This is a genomic window from uncultured Phascolarctobacterium sp., assembly GCF_937920985.1.
Lineage (GTDB): Bacteria > Bacillota > Negativicutes > Acidaminococcales > Acidaminococcaceae > Phascolarctobacterium_A.
Genome location: NZ_CALDXR010000008.1, coordinates 1 through 23,343 on the forward strand (window position 1 = coordinate 1; position 23,343 = coordinate 23,343).

At 48.6% G+C, this 23,343-nt stretch carries 20 protein-coding genes and 1 other annotated feature; of the genes, 5 read left to right on the forward strand and 15 right to left on the reverse strand.

Features of this window, described 5'->3' with window-relative positions; genetic code table 11:
- Positions 1-71: 71 nt before the first annotated feature.
- The 15 genes from rodA to gltB form a co-directional block, all read right to left on the reverse strand.
- Entirely contained in the window at positions 72-1,178 is a 1,107-nt protein-coding gene (rodA, locus tag Q0612_RS01190; RefSeq protein WP_298879680.1) for a rod shape-determining protein RodA, read from the reverse strand.
- 18 nt (positions 1,179-1,196) lie between these two features.
- A complete protein-coding gene (gene mrdA / locus Q0612_RS01195) occupies positions 1,197-3,029 on the reverse strand; it encodes a penicillin-binding protein 2 (protein WP_298879683.1) in 1,833 nt (610 codons plus the stop codon).
- Between the two features lie 32 nt (positions 3,030-3,061).
- Positions 3,062-3,562: a rod shape-determining protein MreD gene (gene mreD, locus Q0612_RS01200; protein ID WP_298879686.1), complete on the reverse strand. Its 501-nt coding sequence runs from the start codon at positions 3,560-3,562 to the stop codon at positions 3,062-3,064.
- Positions 3,559-4,407 (reverse strand): rod shape-determining protein MreC, encoded by an 849-nt coding sequence (gene mreC, locus Q0612_RS01205; RefSeq protein WP_298879689.1) that lies wholly within the window; start codon positions 4,405-4,407, stop codon positions 3,559-3,561. The genes mreD and mreC overlap by 4 nt, the downstream gene beginning before the upstream one ends.
- A gap of 13 nt (positions 4,408-4,420) precedes the next feature.
- Complete coding sequence (locus Q0612_RS01210; protein WP_298879691.1) at positions 4,421-5,464, reverse strand: rod shape-determining protein; 1,044 nt, start codon at positions 5,462-5,464, stop codon at positions 4,421-4,423.
- Between the two features lie 14 nt (positions 5,465-5,478).
- A complete protein-coding gene (radC, locus tag Q0612_RS01215) occupies positions 5,479-6,237 on the reverse strand; it encodes a DNA repair protein RadC (RefSeq protein ID WP_298879693.1) in 759 nt (252 codons plus the stop codon).
- A 13-nt stretch (positions 6,238-6,250) separates the two neighbouring features.
- Positions 6,251-6,811 (reverse strand): nucleoside triphosphate pyrophosphatase, encoded by a 561-nt coding sequence (locus Q0612_RS01220; RefSeq protein WP_021720491.1) that lies wholly within the window; start codon positions 6,809-6,811, stop codon positions 6,251-6,253.
- A gap of 8 nt (positions 6,812-6,819) precedes the next feature.
- Positions 6,820-7,245, reverse strand: coding sequence for a SoxR reducing system RseC family protein (locus Q0612_RS01225; protein WP_293391276.1), 426 nt, complete (start codon positions 7,243-7,245; stop codon positions 6,820-6,822).
- Between the two features lie 33 nt (positions 7,246-7,278).
- Positions 7,279-7,569 (reverse strand): hypothetical protein, encoded by a 291-nt coding sequence (locus Q0612_RS01230; protein ID WP_021720493.1) that lies wholly within the window; start codon positions 7,567-7,569, stop codon positions 7,279-7,281.
- Between the two features lie 34 nt (positions 7,570-7,603).
- Positions 7,604-8,110 (reverse strand): hypothetical protein, encoded by a 507-nt coding sequence (locus Q0612_RS01235; RefSeq protein WP_009145328.1) that lies wholly within the window; start codon positions 8,108-8,110, stop codon positions 7,604-7,606.
- A gap of 318 nt (positions 8,111-8,428) precedes the next feature.
- Positions 8,429-9,685 (reverse strand): glutamate-5-semialdehyde dehydrogenase, encoded by a 1,257-nt coding sequence (locus tag Q0612_RS01240; protein ID WP_298879698.1) that lies wholly within the window; start codon positions 9,683-9,685, stop codon positions 8,429-8,431.
- A gap of 15 nt (positions 9,686-9,700) precedes the next feature.
- Entirely contained in the window at positions 9,701-10,840 is a 1,140-nt protein-coding gene (proB, locus tag Q0612_RS01245; protein WP_210683947.1) for a glutamate 5-kinase, read from the reverse strand.
- Between the two features lie 165 nt (positions 10,841-11,005).
- On the reverse strand, positions 11,006-12,274 hold the full coding sequence (obgE, locus tag Q0612_RS01250) for a GTPase ObgE (RefSeq protein ID WP_298879701.1): 1,269 nt from the start codon (positions 12,272-12,274) through the stop codon (positions 11,006-11,008).
- Between the two features lie 278 nt (positions 12,275-12,552).
- Positions 12,553-14,022, reverse strand: coding sequence for a glutamate synthase subunit beta (locus tag Q0612_RS01255; protein ID WP_298879704.1), 1,470 nt, complete (start codon positions 14,020-14,022; stop codon positions 12,553-12,555).
- Positions 14,022-18,602, reverse strand: coding sequence for a glutamate synthase large subunit (gene gltB / locus Q0612_RS01260; RefSeq protein WP_298879707.1), 4,581 nt, complete (start codon positions 18,600-18,602; stop codon positions 14,022-14,024). The genes Q0612_RS01255 and gltB overlap by 1 nt, the downstream gene beginning before the upstream one ends.
- Before the next feature lie 354 nt (positions 18,603-18,956).
- Positions 18,957-19,171: a binding site (T-box leader), on the forward strand.
- A 50-nt stretch (positions 19,172-19,221) separates the two neighbouring features.
- On the opposite strand from gltB, the gene leuC reads away from it, so the two are divergent.
- From leuC to Q0612_RS01285, 5 genes are all read left to right on the forward strand, one after another.
- Complete coding sequence (leuC, locus tag Q0612_RS01265; protein WP_298879710.1) at positions 19,222-20,487, forward strand: 3-isopropylmalate dehydratase large subunit; 1,266 nt, start codon at positions 19,222-19,224, stop codon at positions 20,485-20,487.
- Positions 20,484-20,978: a 3-isopropylmalate dehydratase small subunit gene (locus Q0612_RS01270; protein WP_210683941.1), complete on the forward strand. Its 495-nt coding sequence runs from the start codon at positions 20,484-20,486 to the stop codon at positions 20,976-20,978. Before leuC ends, Q0612_RS01270 begins: the two co-directional genes overlap by 4 nt.
- Entirely contained in the window at positions 20,978-22,051 is a 1,074-nt protein-coding gene (gene leuB, locus Q0612_RS01275; RefSeq protein WP_298879716.1) for a 3-isopropylmalate dehydrogenase, read from the forward strand. Before Q0612_RS01270 ends, leuB begins: the two co-directional genes overlap by 1 nt.
- Positions 22,052-22,207: 156 nt before the next feature.
- On the forward strand, positions 22,208-22,972 hold the full coding sequence (locus tag Q0612_RS01280) for an AzlC family ABC transporter permease (protein WP_298879719.1): 765 nt from the start codon (positions 22,208-22,210) through the stop codon (positions 22,970-22,972).
- A 3-nt stretch (positions 22,973-22,975) separates the two neighbouring features.
- Positions 22,976-23,287, forward strand: a complete 312-nt coding sequence (locus Q0612_RS01285; protein WP_298879722.1) for an AzlD domain-containing protein — start codon at positions 22,976-22,978, stop codon at positions 23,285-23,287.
- The last annotated feature ends 56 nt before the right edge of the window (positions 23,288-23,343 follow it).

The following is a 23,343-nucleotide window of genomic DNA, read 5'->3' on the forward strand; positions in this document are numbered from 1 at the left end:
ACGACGGCGTACAAAGCGTACTCCTAGGAGTCGTTGCTAAGCATATGGCGCTTTATCGTCGACCGCTCCCTCTAAAATTGAAGGTTCTGTTTTTTCACCTTAATATTCAACAAAATCGCCACCAACATCAGGTTTGTCGTCAGCGAGCTGACGCCATAGCTTAAGAATGGCAGCGGTACGCCTGTTACAGGCATAATACCGGCAGTCATACCAATGTTGACCATAACATGGAACATAAACATCGACGTCACACCAGTTGCCAAAAGCATGCCAAAGGTATCATCGGCATCAAGCGCAATCACAATACCGCGCCAGATGATAATCATATACATAGAAATGATAAACACCGTTCCGATAAAGCCAAACTCTTCACCGGCAACAGCAAAAATAAAGTCCGTATGGTTTTCCGGCAAAAAGTTCAACTGGCTCTGCGTTCCTGCCAACCAGCCTTTGCCTAAAAAGCCACCACTGCCAATAGCAATCTTAGACTGAATAACATGATAACCACTGCCGAAGGGATCAAGCTCCGGATTCAGAAAAACGCGGATACGATTCTTCTGATAATCCTTCAATATCATCCAAAACGCCGGCAACAAGGCCATAAAAGCCAGCCCCATGCGGAAGAACCATTTATACTTAAAGCCGCTGACAAAAATCATACCTATCAAAATAGCAATAAATGTCAGCGATGTTCCTAAGTCCGGCTGACGCATAACAAGTATAAACGGCACCAGAATATATGCAAAAACAGGCAGGTAATCCTTAAATTCCTCCAGCCATTCAATACGCTTATCCATAAAGGTGGCTAAGCAGATAATGAGAAATACCTTAGCAAATTCACTGGGCTGAAAGGACATCGATCCTATTTGAATCCAACGCTGTGCACCCAATTGACTTTGTCCTACAAACATTACTGCCAAAAGCAGTATGATATTAAATATATACAGCTTGGTAGCATAATTTTTGAGTACACGATAATCAAAAGCCAACGATGCAGTAACAATAGCCAGGCCAAAGACCATAAACATGCTTTGGCGCTGCACATGCCAGGCCTTGCCGGTGCTCACTGCAAAGGAATGGGTAGCACTGTCGATAAGTCCCAAGCCACAACCCATAAGGATTAATACAGCGGTAATCAGCCACCAGTCAAGATTTTTCAGGATACGTTTAAAATCCACAATGTACTCCTTCCTGCATTATTGCTCGGCGTCCTTCTTGGGGGCAGCCTTATCAGGGCGGGGCATATAACCCTTTTCCTGGAAAAATTCTTCAAATGCTTTATAAACGATAGGACCTGCAGCGATAGAACCGAAGCCACCCTGCTCTACAATACAGACTACGACAAGCTCAGGATCATCTACCGGTCCATAGGCTACAAACAAACCATGGTCACGTCCATGAGAGTTTTCGGCAGTACCAGTTTTACCGGCTATAGGCTTAGGCAAACCGGCAAAGTACGATGCCGTACCACCCTCCTGCGTAGTAGCACTCATGCCCATGCGGATATAATCAATCGTCTGCTGTGACACATCAATATGCTTGCCTTCAGCACGCTTAGGCTTTTCAAAAAGACTGCCGTCACTATTGGTAATGCTGTCAACAAGATACGGCTGATACTTGGTGCCGCCATTAGCAACAATACTCAGCATAACAGAAAGCTGTATCGGCGTTGTCAGGTTAAAGCCCTGACCGATAGCAGCATTGAAGGTATCGCCCAAGCGCCAGTCCTCGTTCCAAATTTCACGCTTAACCTTTTTAGAGGCAACAAGTCCCTTGCTTTCGCCCTCCAGGTCAATACCGGTACGTTCGCCAAAGCCAAAGATATGTGCATATTTCTCAATGTTATCAATACCTACGCGATAACCAAGCTCATAAAAATATACGTTATCACTCATTGCCAGCGCTTTGATAAATGTCAGCCAGCCTAAAACCTCGCCGCCGGCGTTCCCCATAGTAGGAACCATCGGATGGAAGCCTCCGTCAAAAATCGGCTCGTTCAGACCAACCTTTTTCAGCTCGAAGGCCGCGCTGCCAGTAACAATCTTAAAGGTAGAACCAGGCGGATATTCACCGGTGATAACCTTATTATTCATCGGGTAATTGGGATCATTATTAATGGAATTCCAATTTTTAGAGGAAATGCCATGTACAAACCAGTTAGGATCATAGCCAGGACGGCTGACCATCGCCCTCACCGCGCCATTGCGCGGGTCGATGGCTATTACTGCCGCCGCTCTCGCTCCGGGAGCAATACCGCTGTTGCGCAGGTAAGCAAGATGCTTATCGGTAAACTCCTCCAGCTCCTTTTGCAGCTGATAATCAAGCGTAAGCTTCAGATTTTTGCCGGGGACAGGCTGTACAGAATCGTAATGCTTTACAACATTACCGGCAACGTCAACCTCCTCCATAAAGGCGCCATCCTCACCGCGCAGATATTTATCATAAGTCTTTTCCAATCCGGCCTTACCAACAAGACTGCCCTGAGTAATATTCTTGAACAAGCCCTGTTCAATTTCATAGGAACTAACCTCGCCCACATAACCTAAGGCATGCACGCCCAGCTCATGGTAGGGATAGTTGCGGATAGGCTGCACGGAAAGCATGACCTCCGGCATATAGCGACGCTGTTCTTCTATTTTTGTTACCATCTGCTGATCAAGATTATTCTTCAGCATAATCGGCTCATAAAAATTTTCGCTCGCCTTGATTTTAGCGTTAATCTCTGCTACAGGCATCTGCAGCAGATTGCTGAGACGCTGTAGCGTTTCCGGCTTGTAGCTGGACTGCTTTTGCAATACTACGGCATAACCCGGCAAATTGTTTACCAGCTCTTTACCTTCGCTATCATAAATAATTCCACGGGGAGCAAGAATACGCGACTGGCGCAGCCTGTTGCCGTCAGATTGCTTAGCGTAGTAATCTCCGCGCCACAGCTGCAAATAAACCATTCGTCCCAGCAGCACAGCAAATAATACCAGACACACAACCAGCAAGGTGTGCAGTCTGGTTATCCGGTTTCTATCTTCCATAGGCTACGTTTGTCTCCTTTCCTGCTTCCTGTTTAATAAGATATATCTTCTTTTCTGATCCATTCATAAATTATCTTCATTATAACTACAACAGGCCATACCAACAGCGCATTGCCTATAATATAGCCCAAAGAATCCCATGCATATGCAAAAAAGATGCTCCAGCGTCCGCCAGTGCGCAAAAGTTCCAGCCACCAGTAAACAAAACGCAGGATAAAACTAATCGTCGCAATAGCGCTCATATGATAAAGGTAATTATCCTTAAATACCTTTTCCTTGGTCAGGCCTACTATATAACCAACACAGATGCGGCTGAGTATGTGGAAGCCAAAAACTCCCACCGTCATTGCATCCTGCAGCAAACCGGTAATGCCACCGACAATCGCGCCAGCTTTTTCGCCTCGCAGCATCGCATAAGCATATACCGCCAAAAGCAGCAGATCACAGGAAAGCCAGCCTGTATAGTACACAGACATTGAACCCTGCAGCAGCATTAAGAACAGAAACAGGACGGGCCAAATCAGTTTCCTCATTTTGCCTGTCCTCCCTGTAATACGATTTTCGCTTCCGGCGTAAAGCCAACAATAACCAATACCTGTTCCACATCTGCAATATCAGCAGTAGGCGCAATATCTGCTTCCTGCAGCAAACCAACACTATCCATACGCGTTGCAGTTATCTTACCAATGAGAATATCTGCAGGATGAGTGCCGCTATAACCGCTGGTGACGATGATATCCCCCTCGCGCAGGCTTGCTTCGCGGTAAATGTGCTCCATCAGTAGCTTATCCTTGCCATTGACACCGCCGGCAACACCGACAGCACGGGAATCAGCGCGCAACACTCTTGCACCTACGCGACAACGCGGCGATGTGAGCAGCAGTACGCGGGCATAATCATCATACACCTCATCAACCACGCCTACAAGGCCACCGTTAACAACTGCCATATCCGGTGCCAGACCTCTGTCCTTACCGGCAGCAATATAGATGCAATCACGTAAATCGCCAAAGCTGCGTGCTATTACCTTCGCCGCCACAACCTTCTGCGATTTATGCTGCTCCTTGTATTCCAATAAGGCTCGCAGCTGCTGGTTTTCAGCATACATTGATCCCATCTGGATATTAGCATTACGCAGCTCTATATTTTCTTGTTTCAGCTTAGCATTTTCGCTCTGCAGTACTGTCATAGCCTTCCAATAGCCACGCACGCCATCCCCGGCATTGCCTATACCGGTCAGCACGCTTTCCACCGGCAGCACTACTGCTGCCACCGCTCTGTTAACCAGTGGGAAGCGACTTCTGCCTGCTACAGCCATTGCCAGCATAGACAAGAGGACCATGACGAACAGAGCAGCCAACATTACTTTCTTATTCATGTTGCATTCCTACTTATTTGGAGGTCATAAAACCTTTGCGATAAATATCAATATTTTCTACAGCAATACCGGTGCCTAAAGCAACACAGTTCAAAGCTTCATCAGAAACGAATACCGGCATACCGGTTTCCTGAGAAATAAGTCTGTCCAGATTGCGCAGCATAGAGCTGCCGCCGGTCATAACAATGCCACGGTCCATAATATCAGCAGACAGCTCAGGCGGTGTACGCTCCAAGGTGTTGCGAACAGCGTCTACAATCATGCTTATAGGCTCGTTTACTGCCTCGCAGACATGGTTAGCATTAACCTCAATGCTTTTAGGCAGACCGCTGAGCAGGTCACGGCCGCGAACCTCCATAACAGCAGGCTCGTCTACCTTCATAGCAGTACCGATTTCAATTTTAATATTTTCTGCAGTGCGTTCACCGATAAACATATTAAATGCTTTACGGATATAACGTACAATAGCGCTGTCAATAGCGTCACCTCCACAGCGTACACTCTTGCTGACAACAATGCCACCCAAAGAAATTACGGCAACCTCACAGGTACCACCGCCAATATCAACAACCATGCTACCGGTTGCTTCCTGTACAGGCAGGCCTGCACCGATTGCTGCAGCCATCGGCTCCTCAATCAGATAAGCCTCTCGTGCACCTGCTTCAATGGTAGCATCAACAACAGCACGCTTTTCTACTTCTGTAACGCCGGAAGGCACACCAACCAAAATACGCGGGCGTACAAAGGTGCGGTTACCCATAGCCTGCTTAATAAAATATTTCAGCATAGACTGAGTAATTTCATAGTCGGCAATAACGCCATCCTTCATCGGACGGATAGCGACAATGTTACCGGGAGTACGGCCAATCATTCTCTTGGCTTCTGCACCGATTGCCAGTACCTCGTTAGTATCCTTTTCTACAGCTACTACCGACGGCTCGCGAATAATAATACCCTTATCCTTGCAATGCACCAGCGTATTCGCAGTGCCCAAATCTATACCCATGTCATCCGACATATTGTTAAAAATACTGATATTAGGGAAAGTAAATTTCATTTCCGACTATCCTCCTAAACTTCTAATGCTCCATCTTCCTGAAAGCTGTAATAAGCACCGTCCCCGATAATCAGATGATCCAGAAGCGGAATTCCCAGCGTTTGTCCTGCCGCCAGCAAAACAGCTGTCAGCTGCCTGTCCTCAATGCTTGGCGTCGGATCACCCGAAGGATGATTATGAGCCACGCAGATAGAGGCTGCATGCTGCAGAATCGCCGGCAGAAAGACCTCTCGCGGATGCACCACCGAATTAGTCAGTGAACCCTCTGATACCAGCTCCGTACCTATTACTTTATTCTTACTGTTTAACAAAATTACTAAAAACTGTTCCTTCGTGGCATAACGCAGACGCGGCATCAAAAATGCTGCACCATCCTGCGGACAGCCAAAATGGATTTTATCCAAAGGGCGGGCTGACGCTATCCGCCTGCCTATTTCCAGAGCTGCTAAAACAGTTGCTGCCTTAGCCTGCCCCATACCCTTTATTTGCATAAGCTCATTTAAGTCTCTCACTCCTGCCAGTCGCCTATACAGGCCACCGTCAGCGGTAAGCTCCTTAGCAATTTCCAACGCTGATTTTTGCGCAGTGCCTGTGCGCAGCAATATTGCCAGCAGCTCTGCATCTGTCAGCGCGTTCACTCCACGCAGAAAAAGCTTTTCCCGTGGTCTGTCCTCTAAGGGAAGGTTTTTAATTTTTTCTGTGTTTGTTGTTTTGTCGATACTACTAAAATCACTGCGAAAATCGCAGGTCCTGCTTTCTGCAGGATTAGTCACTCTTCATAGCTCCTCATACTCCTAGTCTTTGCATCATTAAGTACAACAACGACAACGGCAGACCTACAACATTGTTATAGCAGCCATTGATTTTTTCCACCAGGACAGCACCTCTGCCCTGAATGCCATAGGCTCCTGCCTTATCCATAGGCTCGCCTGTAGCAATATAAGCATCTATTTCTTCAGCGGTCAGCTGACGAAAGCTTACATCAGTAACGCACACCTCGGACATCTTTTGTCCCTTATAACATACAGCAACGCCTGTCATCACCTGATGTGTACGTCCGGACAAGCGCTGCAGCATAGCCTTGGCAGCTGCTGCATCCTGCGGCTTGCCCAAAATAACATTATCAATTACTACGATTGTATCTGCAGCAATAACGGGAAGCTCATCTCCCATTTTTGCTGCTACAGCAGCACATTTGCCAGCTGCATTATGCAAAGCAACCTCCTGCGCCTGGCTGGCAGTGCCGCTGCCTTCGGCAAAATCCGCCGGACAAACCAGCGGAGTAATACCTATTTGCTGCAGCAGCGCCTGTCTGCGCGGAGAAGCTGATGCTAAAATAACCTTCATGCTTCAGCCTATTCCTTTTTACCCATATCAATAACAATCTTCGGCTGCTGGATTTCAAAAATAACAGCCTGCTTGCCTTCGCGTACCGCATCACGTTTAAAAATACGTGCATAGTTTACGGTTACCAAAAGCCACAAAACAATACAGCCGGCAATAAACGGCAATTCATCCATATGAAAGAACGTAGCCATACTGTGTCCGCAGGCAACACCTGCAAGAATACCTGCCACCGGCAGGCCGTAAATAACCAGCTTAGCCTTGCGTTGGTCAAAGTCACGGTATTCCGCGCCAACCACATCGCCGGCCTTAGCACCCACCGGGTTCCAGCAATCTATATATTTAGGCAGACCGGTCAGTTCGCTTTCAGCTTTGTCAACCTTTACCTCAGCGCGCTCGCCCTGCTTTTTAACAATAATACCTCTAATTTCTGCCATTGAAGCAAATCCTTCCTCTACCAATTATTTAGCTTAATAAGCGTGTACGAAAATATACCAATAGCCAAAGCCGAAAACTACGCCGTAAATTGCCAGAAAAACAAGCACGCCTTGCCAGCATACAGGATAACCGAAGTTGATATCCTCACCGAAAATACCACGGCGATTAAAGAAGGTATATTTTTTACGTTTTCTGAACCAGGCCAATTTGTTATCGGGACCAACCAGCTTAGCAATCAGATAAATGTAAATAAAAGAACCAAAAAATATTTGCATAACGCGGGCGCAAACTACCACCGGTTCTACGTTAGCTATTGTTTCCATCTGTCAAAGCCTCCTATACCAAAACAATCATCAATTAAAGCTGAATGAATTTATCCGGCATTTCCTTACGCAATACACGGACAAACTCATCACTGGATTTAAACAGCAAACCCGCCAGCTTATTTTTCTTGCCTTCGGTAAATACCAGCAAGCGCTGCGGATTTTCATCAAGTGAATTATAGCGATGGATATAATGCTTAATCGCTGTTTTACGGAAAAAGCTCTTTACATATTTATCGGTAAAGCTTTCTGTACGGGTCAGGTCAACAACATAACTGCGTTTAATAAAGCCTAAGCCATGGCTGATTACCTCAAGCTTCATATCCTTGTAGAGTATCAGAGTATAGCCAAAGGCTACACGCCAAATCCACAGAGCCAAAAGCACTGTATCCATACCCCAGCCCAGCATATCAAAGCGTCTATGTTCCTGCAGCCAGGTCCATTCATGCCAATAAAGGCTCGCAATCATCAGCAAGGCAATCACTGCAAAGATTTTTCTTTGCGTACTTGTTCCAGATTCTTCACGATACAATTCTTCCAAAAGAGTTCCCTCCAGCTTCCTAAATTGTGCAATAGCAACAAAGCAATCTTATCCAATTAATTATATCAAATTTTACACTTAAAGCATATACCTCAGGCAATAAAAATCAGTGCAAAAATGTGAATTTTACCTGCATCAGACAGCTTTCCTGCAAAAGCAAAACACCGCTTCGCCGGCTTACGCCATTGAAGCGGTTTTTTTAGTAAGTATTATGCTTTAGTGAAATTCAGCGGCTGACATTGCGTCAGCCCCTGGTAATTAAAACCATTACTGAAGTTTTTCATCGCTAACAATTCAGCAACTTAAGTACATGAGAGCCTATTTGCGCACCTGACCATTACCGTTAATCAGGTACTTTGTACTCGTAAGCTCCGGCAGCGCCATCGGTCCGCGGGCATGCAGCTTTTGTGTGCTGATGCCGATTTCAGCACCGAAGCCGAATTCGTTGCCGTCGGTAAAACGGGTAGAAGCATTGACGTAAACAGCAGCAGCATCCACGGTATATTGGAAAAGCTGTGCCGCCTGATAATTATTCGTAACAATACATTCGCTGTGGCCGGTGCCGTATTTGGCAATATGTGCCATAGCTTCCTCAATGCTGTCCACAATCTTTACAGAAAGACGCAAATCGCCATATTCCGTAGACCAGTCCTCTTCCGTCGCCGCATGCACCTGACCGCTGTACTCCTGCACAGCCTCATCACCGCGTATTTCTACAGCGGAGGAATTATACATCATCAGCATCATAGGCAAGAATTTATCCGCAATATCCTTATGCACCAGCAGTGTTTCCATTGCATTGCATACGGAAGGACGCTGCACCTTGGCATTGAAAGCAATTTTCATAGCCATCTCCACGTCGGCATCCTTGTCAACATAGGTATGGCATACGCCCGCACCTGTTTCGATAACCGGCACGCTGGCATTACGCACCACCGCCTGAATCAGCCCAGCACCGCCGCGAGGAATAACCACGTCGACAAGGCCATTCATATGGATTAAATCCTGCACAGCCTGTCTGTCACTGGTATCAATAAACTGAATAGAGCCCGCAGGAATGCCTGCACCCTCCGCAGCCTGCGCCAAAATCGCAGCAACAGTTTTGTTAGACTCCATTGCCTCGCTGCCGCCCTTGAGGATAACAGCGTTACCTGATTTCAAACACAGGCCTGCGGCATCCGCCGTAACGTTGGGACGTGCCTCGTAAATAATACCGATAACACCCAAAGGAACGCGAATTTTGGTAATATGCAGACCATTGGGCAAGGTTTTGCCGTCAATTACATTGCCCACAGGGTCAGCCAGGCCTGCTACCTGACGCAGGCCGTCAGCCATACCGCTGATGCGCTCGGCAGTCAGCTTCAGACGGTCCAGCATTGAGCTTTTCATGCCCTTGGCTGCAGCAGCAGTCATATCACGCTCATTCGCAGCTAAAATTTCAGACTGTTGTGCCTCAAGCGCAGCAGCCATCGCCAAAAGTGCCGCATTCTTAACTGCGGTAGAAGTAACGGCAAGCTTTGCTGCAGCCTGCTTCGCAGCCTGAGCCTTAGCCTGAACCAATTCATACGTTGCCATAATCCTCACCCTGCCTTATAAAATAACCAGGTCATCGCGGTGGATAACCTCATCAAAATTTTTATGTCCTAGAATATTTGCAATCTCGCCAGAATTGCAGCCCTTAATCTGCTCCAGCTCGGCAGAAGAATAATGCACTAAGCCACGCGCCAACTCGTGCGCATCCTTATCGATAACGCTCACTGTGCTGCCCGGCAAAAATTCACCCTGCACGGCAAACACGCCTGCCGGCAGAATGCTGCAGCCGCCAGCCTTGCGAATAGCCTTAGCGCAACCATCATCCACAACAATACTGCCGGCGATTTTGGCACCAAAGGCCAGCCAGCGCTTGCGGAACTGCAAACGGTTTTCACGGCTCACGAACAAGGTTCCCAGCTCTTCACCCTGCAGCACACGGGTAATGGCATTCTTCTCGGTACCGCTGGCAATTACCAGATGAATACCGCTGCTTGTCGCAGCCTTGGCAGCCTGAATCTTAGTCGCCATACCGCCTGTACCACGGGAAGAGCCGACACCGCCGGCACTTGCCTCAATCTCCGGAGTGATTTCCGCAACCTCTGGCACAATAACAGCATCGGGATGCGTTTGCGGATTAGCGGTATACAGTCCGTCAACATCGGAAAGGATGATAACAAGGTCAGCATCCACAATGCCTGCAACAAGAGCAGACATATTATCGTTATCGCCGATTTTCAGCTCATCGAGCGCCACAACATCATTTTCGTTGACGATAGGGATAACACGCTGACGCATCAGCTCCATAAAGGTGTTACGCGTATTGGTGTAACGATGGCGGTCAATGGCCTCTGTTTTGGTAATCAGCACCTGCGCCACGATCTGACCGTAATCGGCAAAGAATTTTTCGTAGGTGTGCATCAGAACGCCCTGACCTACAGCAGCAGCGGCCTGCTTGCCGGGAATAGTTTTGGGTTTTCCGGGCAAGCCCATGCGGTCCACGCCAACAGCCACGGCACCGCTGGTTACCAGAATCATTTCCTTGCCCTGATTCTGTAAATCGCTGATTTCGCGCGCTAAGCGGTCAATCTGACTGAAATTGCGCTTGCCGTTGGCATAGGTAATCGTACTCGTACCAACCTTAATGACAATACGCTTAGCCTTTTTTAAAGCCTCACGGCTTGCTTCATTGTTTAACATTTCCCCTCACCTGCAGTTCTAGTTTTTTATTTTGTGCGTTAGCCGCAATATATCCCTTTCACCAAGGGCGCAGAGAATGTGTCGGATGCTAAATGAAATTGACGACGGCGTACTCCTCGTACGTCGAGGAAATTTCATGACGCAGACGATACGTTATATGCGTCCTTAATCCTTGTAGTCGAAAACCATATCCCTAATACGCACACTCTGACCTTCCTGTACGCCTCTCTCCTTCAGCGCCTCGTCAATACCAAGACGTTTCCAGATCAGCTGGAAGCGGTAAAGTGCTTCGTCATTATCAAAGTTGGTCATAGCAACAAGACGCTCGATATTCTTGCCGCGAACCTCCCAGTCGGTATCGTTGCCGACAACAATTTCATAGCTATCCGGATCAATCTCGTCGAAGCGTGCCAGGTCTTCCTCATCCTCTTCCGGAACATACTGCAGCAGCAGGTCGTAAGCCTTAAACATCAGCTCACGCAGGCCTTCGCCGGTAGCAGCACTTGCCTTGCAGATTTCGTACCCCTTAGCTTCAACGTATTCCTTCAAGCGCTCAAAGTTTTCCTGCGCTTCCGGCAGGTCCATTTTATTGGCAACAACGAGTTGCTTACGGCGTGCCAGACGCTCGCTGTATTCTGCCAGCTCTGTATTGATTTTGTCAAAGTCCTCAATCGGATCACGGCCGTCAACGCCTGCCACGTCAACAATATGCAGCAGTACCTTAGTACGCTCTACATGACGCAGGAAGTCATGGCCAAGGCCTACACCCTCATGTGCACCTTCAATCAGACCAGGGATATCCGCCAGTACAAAGCTGCGCTCCTCATCCAAACGTACTACGCCCAAAACCGGGGACAGGGTTGTAAAATGGTAGGCAGCAATTTCGGGGCGGGCAGCACTCACCTGCGCGATAATGCTGGACTTGCCTACGCTGGGGTAGCCTACCAAGCCAACGTCAGCCAACAGCTTCAGCTCCAGCTTCAGCCAACGGTTTTCACCGGGCTCGCCCTTTTCCGCAAAGGTCGGAGCACGATTGGTGCTGGTAACATAGCAGGCATTGCCCTTACCGCCACGACCGCCCTTAGCAGCCACATAGGTCTGTCCATCCTCAACCAGGTCAGCCATCACAGCGCCGGTAGCATCGTCGCGTACCAAGGTGCCCATCGGCACCTTAACAAATACGGTATCAGCGCGCATGCCAGTGCAGTTTTTAGTACCGCCCTGACCGCCGCGCTTAGCAACATATTTTCTCTTGTAACGGAAATCAATCAGTGTATTGAGATTTTTGTCCGCAATCAGGACAACATCACCGCCGCGACCGCCGTTACCACCGTTCGGGCCACCCTTTTCTACAAATTTTTCTCTGCGGAAGCTGCTCATGCCGTCGCCGCCATCGCCTGCTTCTACATAAATTCTCGCTCTGTCAATAAACATTTTGTTTTCTCCTATATCGTAAATTTAGCTATTGCTAGGTATATTTATCTATATTATAGCTTATCTTGCAGGGAAAGTGCAACGTGGTAACAATCAAATCCGCAGAAAAGCTTTGAGTTTGCGAAGATTTCACTTCTGATTTATACGACGCAGATGGTGCATTGCTGTAGCCGTTACATATTTCAAGGCTACAGCTAATAAAAAATGTGCCTGCAGCTATTTTTTATATACACAAAAGCTGCAAGCACATCTATAAAAGAAAAGGAGAACCGTATTGCTTATTTCTGCAAGAATTTATCAACCGCATGTGCAGCGCCACGCCCTTCAGCAATTGCCCACACCACCAGGCTCTGCCCGCGACGCGCGTCACCGGCTGCAAAAACACCGGGTACACTGGTCGCATAGCTGCTGTCATCAGCCGCTATGCTGCCGTTAGGTGCCTTCGCCAGCTTGAATTCCTCGAACAGCCGCTCTTCGCTGCCCACAAATCCCATGGCCAGTAGCACCAGCTGTGCAGGCACAACATGTTCTGTACCGGGGATATCTGCCGGCACCATGCGTCCGTTTATCTGCTTCCATTCATTTTGACACAAGCGCAGACCGCTGACCTTACCGTCCTCACCTAGGAATTCCTTAGTTGTAATGCAGAATTCACGCGGGTCCTGCTTAAATTTATGGATAGCCTCCTCCTGACCGTAATCAGTTTTAAAAATACGCGGGAACTGCGGCCAGGGATTATCTGCTGTGCGGCTGTGCGGCAGACAGGGATTGATTTCCAGCTGACGCACGCTGCGGCAGCCCTGACGGATAACGGTTGCCATGCAATCGTTTCCTGTATCACCGCCGCCGATGATAACAACATCCTTATCCTTGGCATCAATAGCAAGTCCGTCCTCCAGATTGCTGTTCAGCAGGCTCTTGGTTACGCTTTCCAGATAATCCTTAGCGAAGTAAATACCTTCCAGCTCACGTCCGGCAACAGGCAAATCACGCGGCACTGTCGCACCAGTACACAGCACTACGGCATCATATTCCTCCAGCAATGTGCTGGAAGCCAGCTTTACACCGATCTCGCTGTTTAAGACAAAGCTTACACCAGCGTCCTCCAGCAATTTGACGCGCCGCTCTACCAGCTTTTTATCCAGCTTCATATTAGGAACACCGTACATCAAAAGACCACCGGCACGGTCAGCACGCTCGTAAACCGTAACGCTGTGACCGGCCTTGTTCAGCTCATCAGCACAGGCAAGGCCTGCAGGTCCGCTGCCGATAACAGCAACCTTTTTGCCGCTGCGTTTAGCAGGCTTATTGGGTTTTACCAATCCATGCTCAAAGGCGTTTTCAATGACATATTGCTCAATGTTGCGAATAGTAACAGGATTATTCACCAATCCTGCATTGCAGGCACCCTCGCAGGGAGCAGGGCAGACGTGAGATGTAAATTCCGGGAAATTATTGGTTTTATTCAGACGGGCATAGGCATAATCATCCATCCCGTGATAAACAAGATCATTAAATTCCGGCATCAGATTGTGCAGCGGACAGCCTGAAACCATGTGGTTAATCATCACACCGCTATGGCAAAAGGGAACGCCGCAATCCATACAGCGCGCTGCCTGGCAGCGCAGTGCTTCCTTATGCGGCAGGCTGCTCGTCTTAATTTCCTGCCAATCCTTAATTCTTTCTTCGGGGGCACGCAAAGCAAGCTCCGCACGCTTGTAATCCATAAATCCGGTCGGCTTACCCATTATGCCTTCACCTCCTCAAATACTTTCAGGGTGGCAGCGTCTGCGCTCATTCCCTGCTGCAGATACTCATTAAGCTTCTGCGTAACAAGCTTATATTCTTTAGGAATAACCTTGACAAATTTATCCTGATATTCATCCCAGTTATCCAAAATCTCTAAAGCCAGCTTACTGCCGGTATACTCTGCATGCTGCAGCAGCATCTTCTTTACCGTCAGGCTGTCGCCGATTTCTTCCAGCTTTTCCAACAGCACGATTTCTTTATTGCAGTAGGTAGCAAAATCCCCCTGCATATCCAGAACATAGGCCGTACCACCGCTCATGCCGGCAGCAAAATTGCGTCCTGTACGTCCCAAAATAACTACCGTGCCGCCTGTCATATATTCACAGCCATGGTCACCAACACCTTCAACAACAGCGTTCACGCCACTGTTACGGATGCAGAAGCGTTCACCGGCAGTACCGCTGATATACGCTTCGCCGCTCGTTGCACCATAAAAGGCAACGTTGCCGATAATAACATTTTCATGCGGATTAAAACGTGCATCGCTGTCAGGATAGATAATCAGCTTGCCGCCGGAAAGTCCTTTACCTACATGGTCGTTGGCATCGCCCTCCAGCTCCAGTGTAACGCCCTTAGGCAGAAAGGCACCAAAGCTTTGGCCGGCACTGCCCTTGAAGTGCAGGTTGATGGTGTCGGCAGGCAGTCCCTCGGCGCCGTAGCGGCGGGTAATTTCACTGCCCAAAATCGTGCCGACAACGCGGTCCGTATTCTTAATCGGCAGCGTAATCGCAACAGGCTTTTTCGTTTTAAGATTACTGCGGCAGATATCCAGCAGCTCACGCATATCAAGCGATTTTTCCAGATGGTGGTTCTGCTTTTTGGTGCAAACCTGGCTGGCACCCGGCTCAATCTCCGGTTTATACAGCAGCGGCGCCAAATCCAGATTCTTGTTCTTCCAGTTGCGCTCCTCTGCCGGCTTAGGCAGCAGTACCTCGGTACGGCCGACCATCTCGTCGATAGTACGGAAGCCAAGCATCGCCATATACTCACGAACCTCCTGCGCAATAAAGTGCATGAAGTTGACAACATATTCCGGCTTGCCGTGGAAATTCTTGCGCAGCTCCGGATCCTGTGTTGCCACACCCATCGGGCAGGTATTAAGATTACATACACGCATCATAATACAGCCGATAGCTACCAACGGTGCTGTTGCAAAGCCGAATTCCTCCGCACCCAGCAGAGCGGCGATAATAACATCGCGTCCTGTCATCAGCTTGCCGTCTGTTTCCAGTGTTACACGGTCACGCAGATTATTCAGCAGCAGCGTCTGGTGCGTTTCCATAAGTCCCAGCTCCCACGGCAATCCGGCATGGTTGATGGAAGTACGCGGAGAAGCACCGGTACCGCCGTCATAACCGCTGATAAGCACAACATCGGCACAGGCCTTAACTACACCGGCAGCAATCGTACCGACACCAACCTCGCTTACCAGCTTGACGCTGATGCGGGCACGGGGATTAGCATTCTTCAGGTCGTGAATCAGCTCGGCCAAATCTTCAATCGAATAAATATCATGATGAGGCGGAGGAGAAATCAGACCAATGCCTGCCGTTGTACCGCGGCATTCGGCAATCCAGGGATAAACCTTGCCGCCCGGCAACTGTCCGCCTTCACCTGGTTTAGCACCCTGCGCAATTTTAATCTGGATTTCATCCGCATTGACAAGGTAATTGCTGGTTACGCCAAAACGGCCGCTGGCAACCTGCTTAATTGCGCTGCGCTTGCTGTCACCATTAGGCAGCGGCGCAAAACGATTGGGATTCTCGCCGCCTTCGCCGGTATTGCTCTTACCGCCGATACGGTTCATGGCAATCGCCAGGCATTCATGTGCCTCCTGGCTCAAAGAGCCGTAGCTCATAGCACCGGTCTTAAAACGATGACAAATGCTTTCTACAGATTCTACCTCGTCAATATTTACCGGCAGACGCTGCGGTGTAAAGGTCAGCATACTGCGCAGATTCTGGTTGGCAAAGGCACTGCTGCGCAACTGCTTGCTAAACTCCTTGAAGAGCTTATAATCACCTGTCTTGCAGGCCTGCTGCAGCTTGACAATCGTTTCCGGATTAAGCATATGCTGCTCGCCGCCGTTACGCCATTGATAATGAGAGCCTGATTCATAGCTGAAAAGGTCAATATTTTGCTCGGCAAACGCAGGCTCATGACGCATAGCAACCTCTCTGGCAATCTCATCCAGTCCGATGCCTTCAAGACGCGACGGAGTTCCTGTGAAATATTCTTCAATAACGGCGCTGCTGATACCGATAGCTTCAAAAATCTGTGCACCGCGATAAGACTGTACAGTAGAAATACCCATCTTCGACAGGATTTTGGCAATACCGTGAGTGCAGACGCTAATATAATTTTCAGCAGCCTTTTCAAAGCTGATATCCAGCATTCCGTCAGCACTCATATGCTCAAGGCTTTCAAAAACAAGATACGGATTGATACCGCTGACGCCATAGCCTAAAAGCAACGCCATATGATGTACCTCACGCGGCTCAGCGGATTCTATAATAATAGACGCGCGCAGACGCGTACCGTTTTTAATCAGATGATGATGCAGACCTGCACCTGCTAGTAAAGCAGGAACCGCTGCCATATCTTTAGTAATGCCGCGGTCAGACAAGATTAAAATGCACTTGCCTTCCGCAATGTTTTTATCTGCAGCGGCAAAGATTGCATCCAATGCCTGCTTTAAGCCGGCACCGCCGTCAGCAACCTTGTAAAGCATAGGAATTGTTGCTGATTCGAAATTAGGAATGTTCTTCAGCTTAGCAAGCTCAATATTGCTTAATACCGGAGATTCCGCAGAAATCTGGTGGCAGCTTTCCGGCTGCGGGTCAATCAGATTCAGCTCAGGACCGATACCGCTGGTAGTATCCGTAAAAACCTCCTCACGGATAGCATCGATAGGAGGATTTGTTACCTGCGCAAAAAGCTGTTTAAAATAATTATATAAGAGCTGCGGCTTTTCGCTGAGCACAGCTAGCGGTGCATCATTGCCCATTGCTCCCAACGGATCAATGCCCTTTTGCGCCATGGGGCGTAAAAACTTAGTCAAATCCTCCAGCGTGTAGCCAAATGCACGCTGACGCTGCATCAGTGTCTGCGAATCTGTCACCGGCAGCTCACTCTTAAGAGGAATATTTTTCAGCTTGATGGAATTTTCTTCCAGCCATTTACGATACGGATGCTCACAGGCAATTTGGTGCTTAATCTCATCATTGCCGATAATGCGTCCCTGCTCCGTGTCAATCACCAGCATACGTCCGGGACGCAGGCGGTCTTTTTTGACAATAGTTGCCGGGTCAATATCTACGACACCAACCTCAGATGCTAGAACGATAGTATCGTCATTTGTAATATAATAACGCGACGGTCTGAGGCCATTGCGGTCCAAAGCAGCACAAATAGTACGGCCATCCGTAAAGGCCATAGCAGCAGGTCCGTCCCATGCCTCAATCAGCGAATTATGATATTCGAAGAAGGCCTTCAGATCATCATCCAGATGGGGATTTTTGCCCCACGGCTCAGGAATCATCATCATGACAGCATGCGGCAGACTGCGTCCGCTCATCAGCAAAAATTCCAAAACATTGTCGAACATGCCGGAATCGGAACCGGTTTCGTCAACAATCGGCATAACCTTCTGGATATCATTCCCCCAAAGACTGTTGCCGCACATTGTCTGACGCGCACGCATCCAGTTGATATTGCCGCGCAATGTATTTATTTCACCGTTATGCATCAGATAGCGGTAGGGATGAGCTCTCTCCCAGCTGGGAAATGTATTGGTGCTGAAACGCGAATGGACCAGAGCCATTGCTGTCTCAATAGAGCTGTCCTCCATGTCCGCATAAAAGGTTTGCAGCTGCTGTGTTGTCAGCATGCCTTTGTAGACAATAGTGCGAGAGGACAAACTTGAAACATAAAAGTACTTGCCGCCGCGCAGCTTGCCGTAACGTATATAGTTCTCAGCCTCACGGCGGATGCAGTACAGCTTGCGTTCAAACGCATTATCATCAATATCCAGACGGTCCAGGACATCAGCCGACGGACGGATAAAAACCTGTGCCATAAAAGGCATGCTCTGGCGTGATTTTTCACCCAAAACCTCCGGATGCACCGGAACCTTACGCCAGGCAATAATCCCCTGACCGTTCGCTTCAACAATGCGTTCAAAGTGGCGCTGAACATTTTCTCTTTCTACAACATCCGGCGGCAGGAAAATAAAACCAACGGCATATTTCCCTGCTTCCGGCAGCTCCACATCCTGCTTGGCGCATTCCTTGACAAAAAAGTTATGCGGAATCTGCAGCAGCACACCGGCACCGTCACCGGAGTTCATATCTGCTCCCTGACCGCCGCGATGGTCCATGTTATGCAGAACCACCAGAGCCTGTCTTAAAATTTTATTAGACTTCTTGCCCTTAATATTGGCAACTACGCCAACACCGCAGGCATCGTGTTCAAACCAAGGATCATACAATCCCTGTTTCTTGGGCAGCGAAGTATTCATAATAAATTCCCCTCTCAAAGCATTTCATTAGTAAAATATATTAGCAGTTCTGTTAGTGTTTCTGTTATAGACCACCACGCAACTGTAATTTTAATTATAATGCCACACCATTACGATTGCAAATTGTATACATGTATATTTACTTGTATAACAAAAGTTCTACAAAAGGTAATTTTCTGAAAGAGGTAAGGGTTAACATTCTATAACAATTTATATCTTAGCAGTACTTTTTTCCTTCTGTATTGTACACTCAATGTTTTTCTAGGCATTTTTTTATTTTCACACTTGACAAACCGTGAAATTGTTGCGATAATGTGAAGAACACAGCGATGTGTATATTTTAATTTCAAAAACAAAAATGCAATGAACGGGAAAATTTACCTGCCCCAGCATCCAGAGAGACGGCGTATGGTGCAAGCCGCCAGCAAGCAGGCAAAGAAGCTCACCCGCGAGCAGCTTCTCTGAACCAAGTAGGAGCAGACGTTTCCAGCACGTTACGCTGCCGATCCGCTAATCGGGAAAATTAAGTACAACTTAGGGTGGTACCGCGAAAAAACTTCGCCCCTATCTGCAAGCGCAGATAGGGGCTATTTTTATTATAAGGAAGAAGGTTTATCTTATGGGAATGACAATGACGCAAAAAATCTTAGCCAAGCACGCTCACCGCGACAGCGTAAGTGCCGGCGACCTGCTTGTTTCTCAAGTAGATTTAGTATTAGCTAATGATATCACCGGTCCTCCGGCTATCAACGAATTTGAAAAAATCGGTAAACCGGTATTTGATAAAAACAAAATTGCTCTGGTTCCGGACCATTTCTCCCCCTGCAAGGACATCAAATCCGCAACCATGTGCAAGCGTATGCGTGACTTCGCCCGCAAGCACGAAATCAAAAACTACTTTGAAGTAGGCCAGATGGGTATCGAGCATGCACTGCTGCCGGATAAAGGCCTTGTTGCTCCCAGCGAAATCATCATAGGTGCCGATTCCCACACTTGTACCTACGGCGCACTCAATGCTCTTAGCACCGGCATGGGCCAGACCGATATCGGCTGCGCTATGGCCAGCGGTACTTCTTGGTTCAAGGTTCCGCAGGCTATCAAGGTTACCCTGACCGGCAAGCTGCCGAAATACGTTAAAGGCAAGGACATCATCCTGACTATCATCGGTATGATTGGCGTTGACGGCGCCCGTTACCAATCTTTGGAATTCACCGGCGAAGGCGTCAGCGAGCTTTCTATGGCCGACCGTCTGACTATCTGCAACATGGCTATTGAGGCCGGCGGCAAAAACGGCATTTTCCCTGTTGATGAAAAAACCATCGAATTCTTAAAGGAACGCGGCGTAACCCGTGAATGGGAAGCAGTTACTGCCGACGAAGACGCTGAATATGCCCGCGTACTCGATATTAAGCTCGACGAGCTTGTTCCCGTTGTTGCTTATCCGCATCTGCCGGAAAACACCCATCCTGCTAAGGAAGGTCATGCAATCAAAATTGACCAGGTTGTCATCGGCTCCTGCACCAACGGCCGTCTGGAGGATCTTGAGCAGGCTGCCGAAATTCTCAAAGGTCACAAGGTTTGCGACCATGTGCGTATGATTATCATCCCGGCAACCCAGCAGATTTATCAGGAAGCTATGCATCGCGGTTACATCGATACCTTTATTGATGCCGGTGCTGCCGTTTCTACTCCAACCTGCGGCCCCTGCCTTGGCGGTTACATGGGCATCCTCGCAGCAGGCGAGCGCGCTGTTTCCACCACTAACCGTAACTTCCGCGGCCGCATGGGCCATGTCGACAGCGAGGTTTATCTGGCAAGCCCCTATACCGCTGCAGCCAGTGCCATCACCGGTTATATCACCAGCCCTGAGGAGGTAGTAAAATGAGCAAAGTTTGGCGTTACGGCGACCACATCGATACAGACGTTATTATTCCGGCAAGATATCTGAACATTGCCGACTTCAAGGAATTAGCAGAGCACGCTATGGAGGATGCGAAGGAAAACCTGGAAATTAACTTCGCCGCCAACGTACAGCCCGGCGACTACATCGTTGCCGGCAAAAACTTCGGTTGCGGCTCCTCCCGTGAGCATGCCCCGGTAGTATTAAAAGTTAAGGGCATCAAATGCATTGTAGCAGACAGCTTTGCCCGTATCTTCTACCGCAATGCGATTAACATCGGTCTGCCGGTGCTGGAAATCGGTGCCGACGTAGAAAAGATTGAACCCGGCGACGAAATCGACGTTGATGTAAACAAGGGTGAAATCAAAATCCTCAACAAAAATATTACGATCAAAACAAAACCGCTGCCGGAATTCATCCAGCATATCGCAGACTGCGGCGGCCTGATTAATTATATTAAAGGAGAAAACAAATAATGAAGATTTGCTTACTGCCAGGTGACGGCATTGGTGTAGAAATAGTTGATGCAGCTGTAGAGGTTCTCGACGCTGCTGCCCAAAAATTCGGCTTTGAAATTGAATATGACAAGCAGCTCATCGGCGGCTGCGCAATCGATGCAACCGGCGTTCCCCTGCCGGAAGCAACCATTGCCAGTGCTAAGGCTGCTGACGCTGTGCTGCTCGGTGCTGTCGGCGGACCGAAATGGGATAATGTTGCTCCGGCTATCCGTCCGGAAAAAGGCCTGCTTGGTATCCGCAAGGCTTTGGGCCTGTACTGCAACCTGCGCCCGATGACCGTTTCCAAATTCACCGCGCATCTTTCTCCGCTGAAAACGGAACGTGCAGAAGGTGCCGATCTTTTAATCGTGCGCGAGCTTACCGGCGGCATCTACTTCGGTGAGCATACCGAAGCGCACCTCAATGCTGACGGTGTTGAGGAAGCAAGCGACGTTGAGCTTTACACCCGTCCGGAGGTAGAACGCATTGCCCGTTTTGCTTTTGAAGCTGCCAAAAAACGCCGCGGTAAAGTAACCAGCGTTGATAAAGCCAATGTATTGGGCTCCAGCCGTATGTGGCGTAAAATTGTTGCCGAAATGCAGGCAAAGGATTATCCTGAAGTAGAGCTGAACAACTTCTATGTTGACAACTGCGCTATGCAGTTAGTGCTGAATCCTAAGCAGTTCGACGTTATCTTGACCAACAATATCTTTGGTGATATTCTCAGTGATGAAGCAAGCACCATCGCAGGCAGCATCGGCCTGCTTCCGAGCGCCAGCCTCGGCGACGGCACCGGTATGTACGAGCCTATCCACGGCAGCGCACCGGACATTGCCGGTCAGGGCATTGCTAACCCGCTGGCAACCATCCTCAGTGTTGCTATGATGCTGCGCTACTCTCTGAACCAAAATGAAGCAGCAGATGCTATGGAAGCAGCTGTTGACGCAGTCATGGAACAGGGCTACCGCACTCCGGACCTTTATGCAGAAGGTCTGAAGAAAGTTTCTACATCTGAAATGGGCCACCTGGTTGCTCAGGAACTGCTCAAATAAAAATATCGGCAAACGCCATCCCCTCAGCGTTTACCAAAGCATTTCTACCCGTAAGCCTTCCATTTGGGGCTTACGGGTAAATTTTCCAACATTTAAGCATTATTATATTTCGATTTTTTTGTTTTTTGGATTTTCTTGCGATTGTTGTGGTGTATTATGATGCAAACTTCAACTGAAAATATCGATTCCGTATACACTAATAGTATTTCAAGCAATGCTACAGCCTTCCGTCAAGGCTTGCACGATGGTATCCCCATAGGATTGGGTTATTTTGCCGTTGCCTTTTCTTTGGGAATTATTTGCCGTTCATCCGGTCTTTCTGTATTCCAAGGCTTTCTGACAAGCCTGCTCAACAACACTTCAGCCGGTGAATTTGCCGCCATTACCCTCATCGGCCAAAATGCCAGCTATACCGAAATAGCACTGGTCACCCTCATCGCCAATGCACGCTACATGCTGATGAGCTGCGCGCTGAGCCAAAGGCTCAGCAACGCGCAAGGCTTTATACATCGTCTGGCTATGGCCTTCGCTGTAACGGATGAGCTTTTCGGTATCGCTATCTCCCGTCCCGGTGTTTTGAATCCATACTATTACTATGGCGGCATGGCCGTAGCAATTCCGGGCTGGTCGATTGGCACAGCCTGCGGCATTATCGCCGGTGCTGCGCTGCCAGAACGCATTGTCAGCGCACTGAGCGTTGCGCTGTTTGGCATGTTCCTTGCTATTATCATTCCGCCGGCACGCGAAAGCCGTATCATTCTCACTGTTGTAATCACAAGCTTTATCGCCAGCTTCGCAGCAGCATATCTGCAGCCGTTGGCACAGCTTACCGACGGTACACGTACCATTATCCTCACTGTAGTCATCGCAGCGGCTGCAGCCTGGATTAGGCCGGTACAGTCCCAGCAAAAGGAGGATTAGCAGATGGAACACAATATTTATATTTATATTGCAGTCATGGCAATTGTTACCTACGCTATCCGCGTGCTTCCGCTAACACTCATCCGTAAGGAAATCAAAAATCCCTTCATCCGTTCCTTTTTATATTATGTCCCCTACACGACGCTCGCAGTAATGACCTTTCCTGCTATCCTGCAGGAAACACAAACACCTATTGCAGGTGCACTTGCCCTCGGCGTCGGCGTTGCCACCGCCTGGCGCGGCATGAGCCTTTTTCATGTGGCTTGCTGCTGCTGCGCAGTAGTATTTATCGTAGAATTTATCATGGTGCCGTAAGGCAATCGAGTAGGAGACTGCTCATTATTTGAGCAGTCGACCTCTCACACCACCGT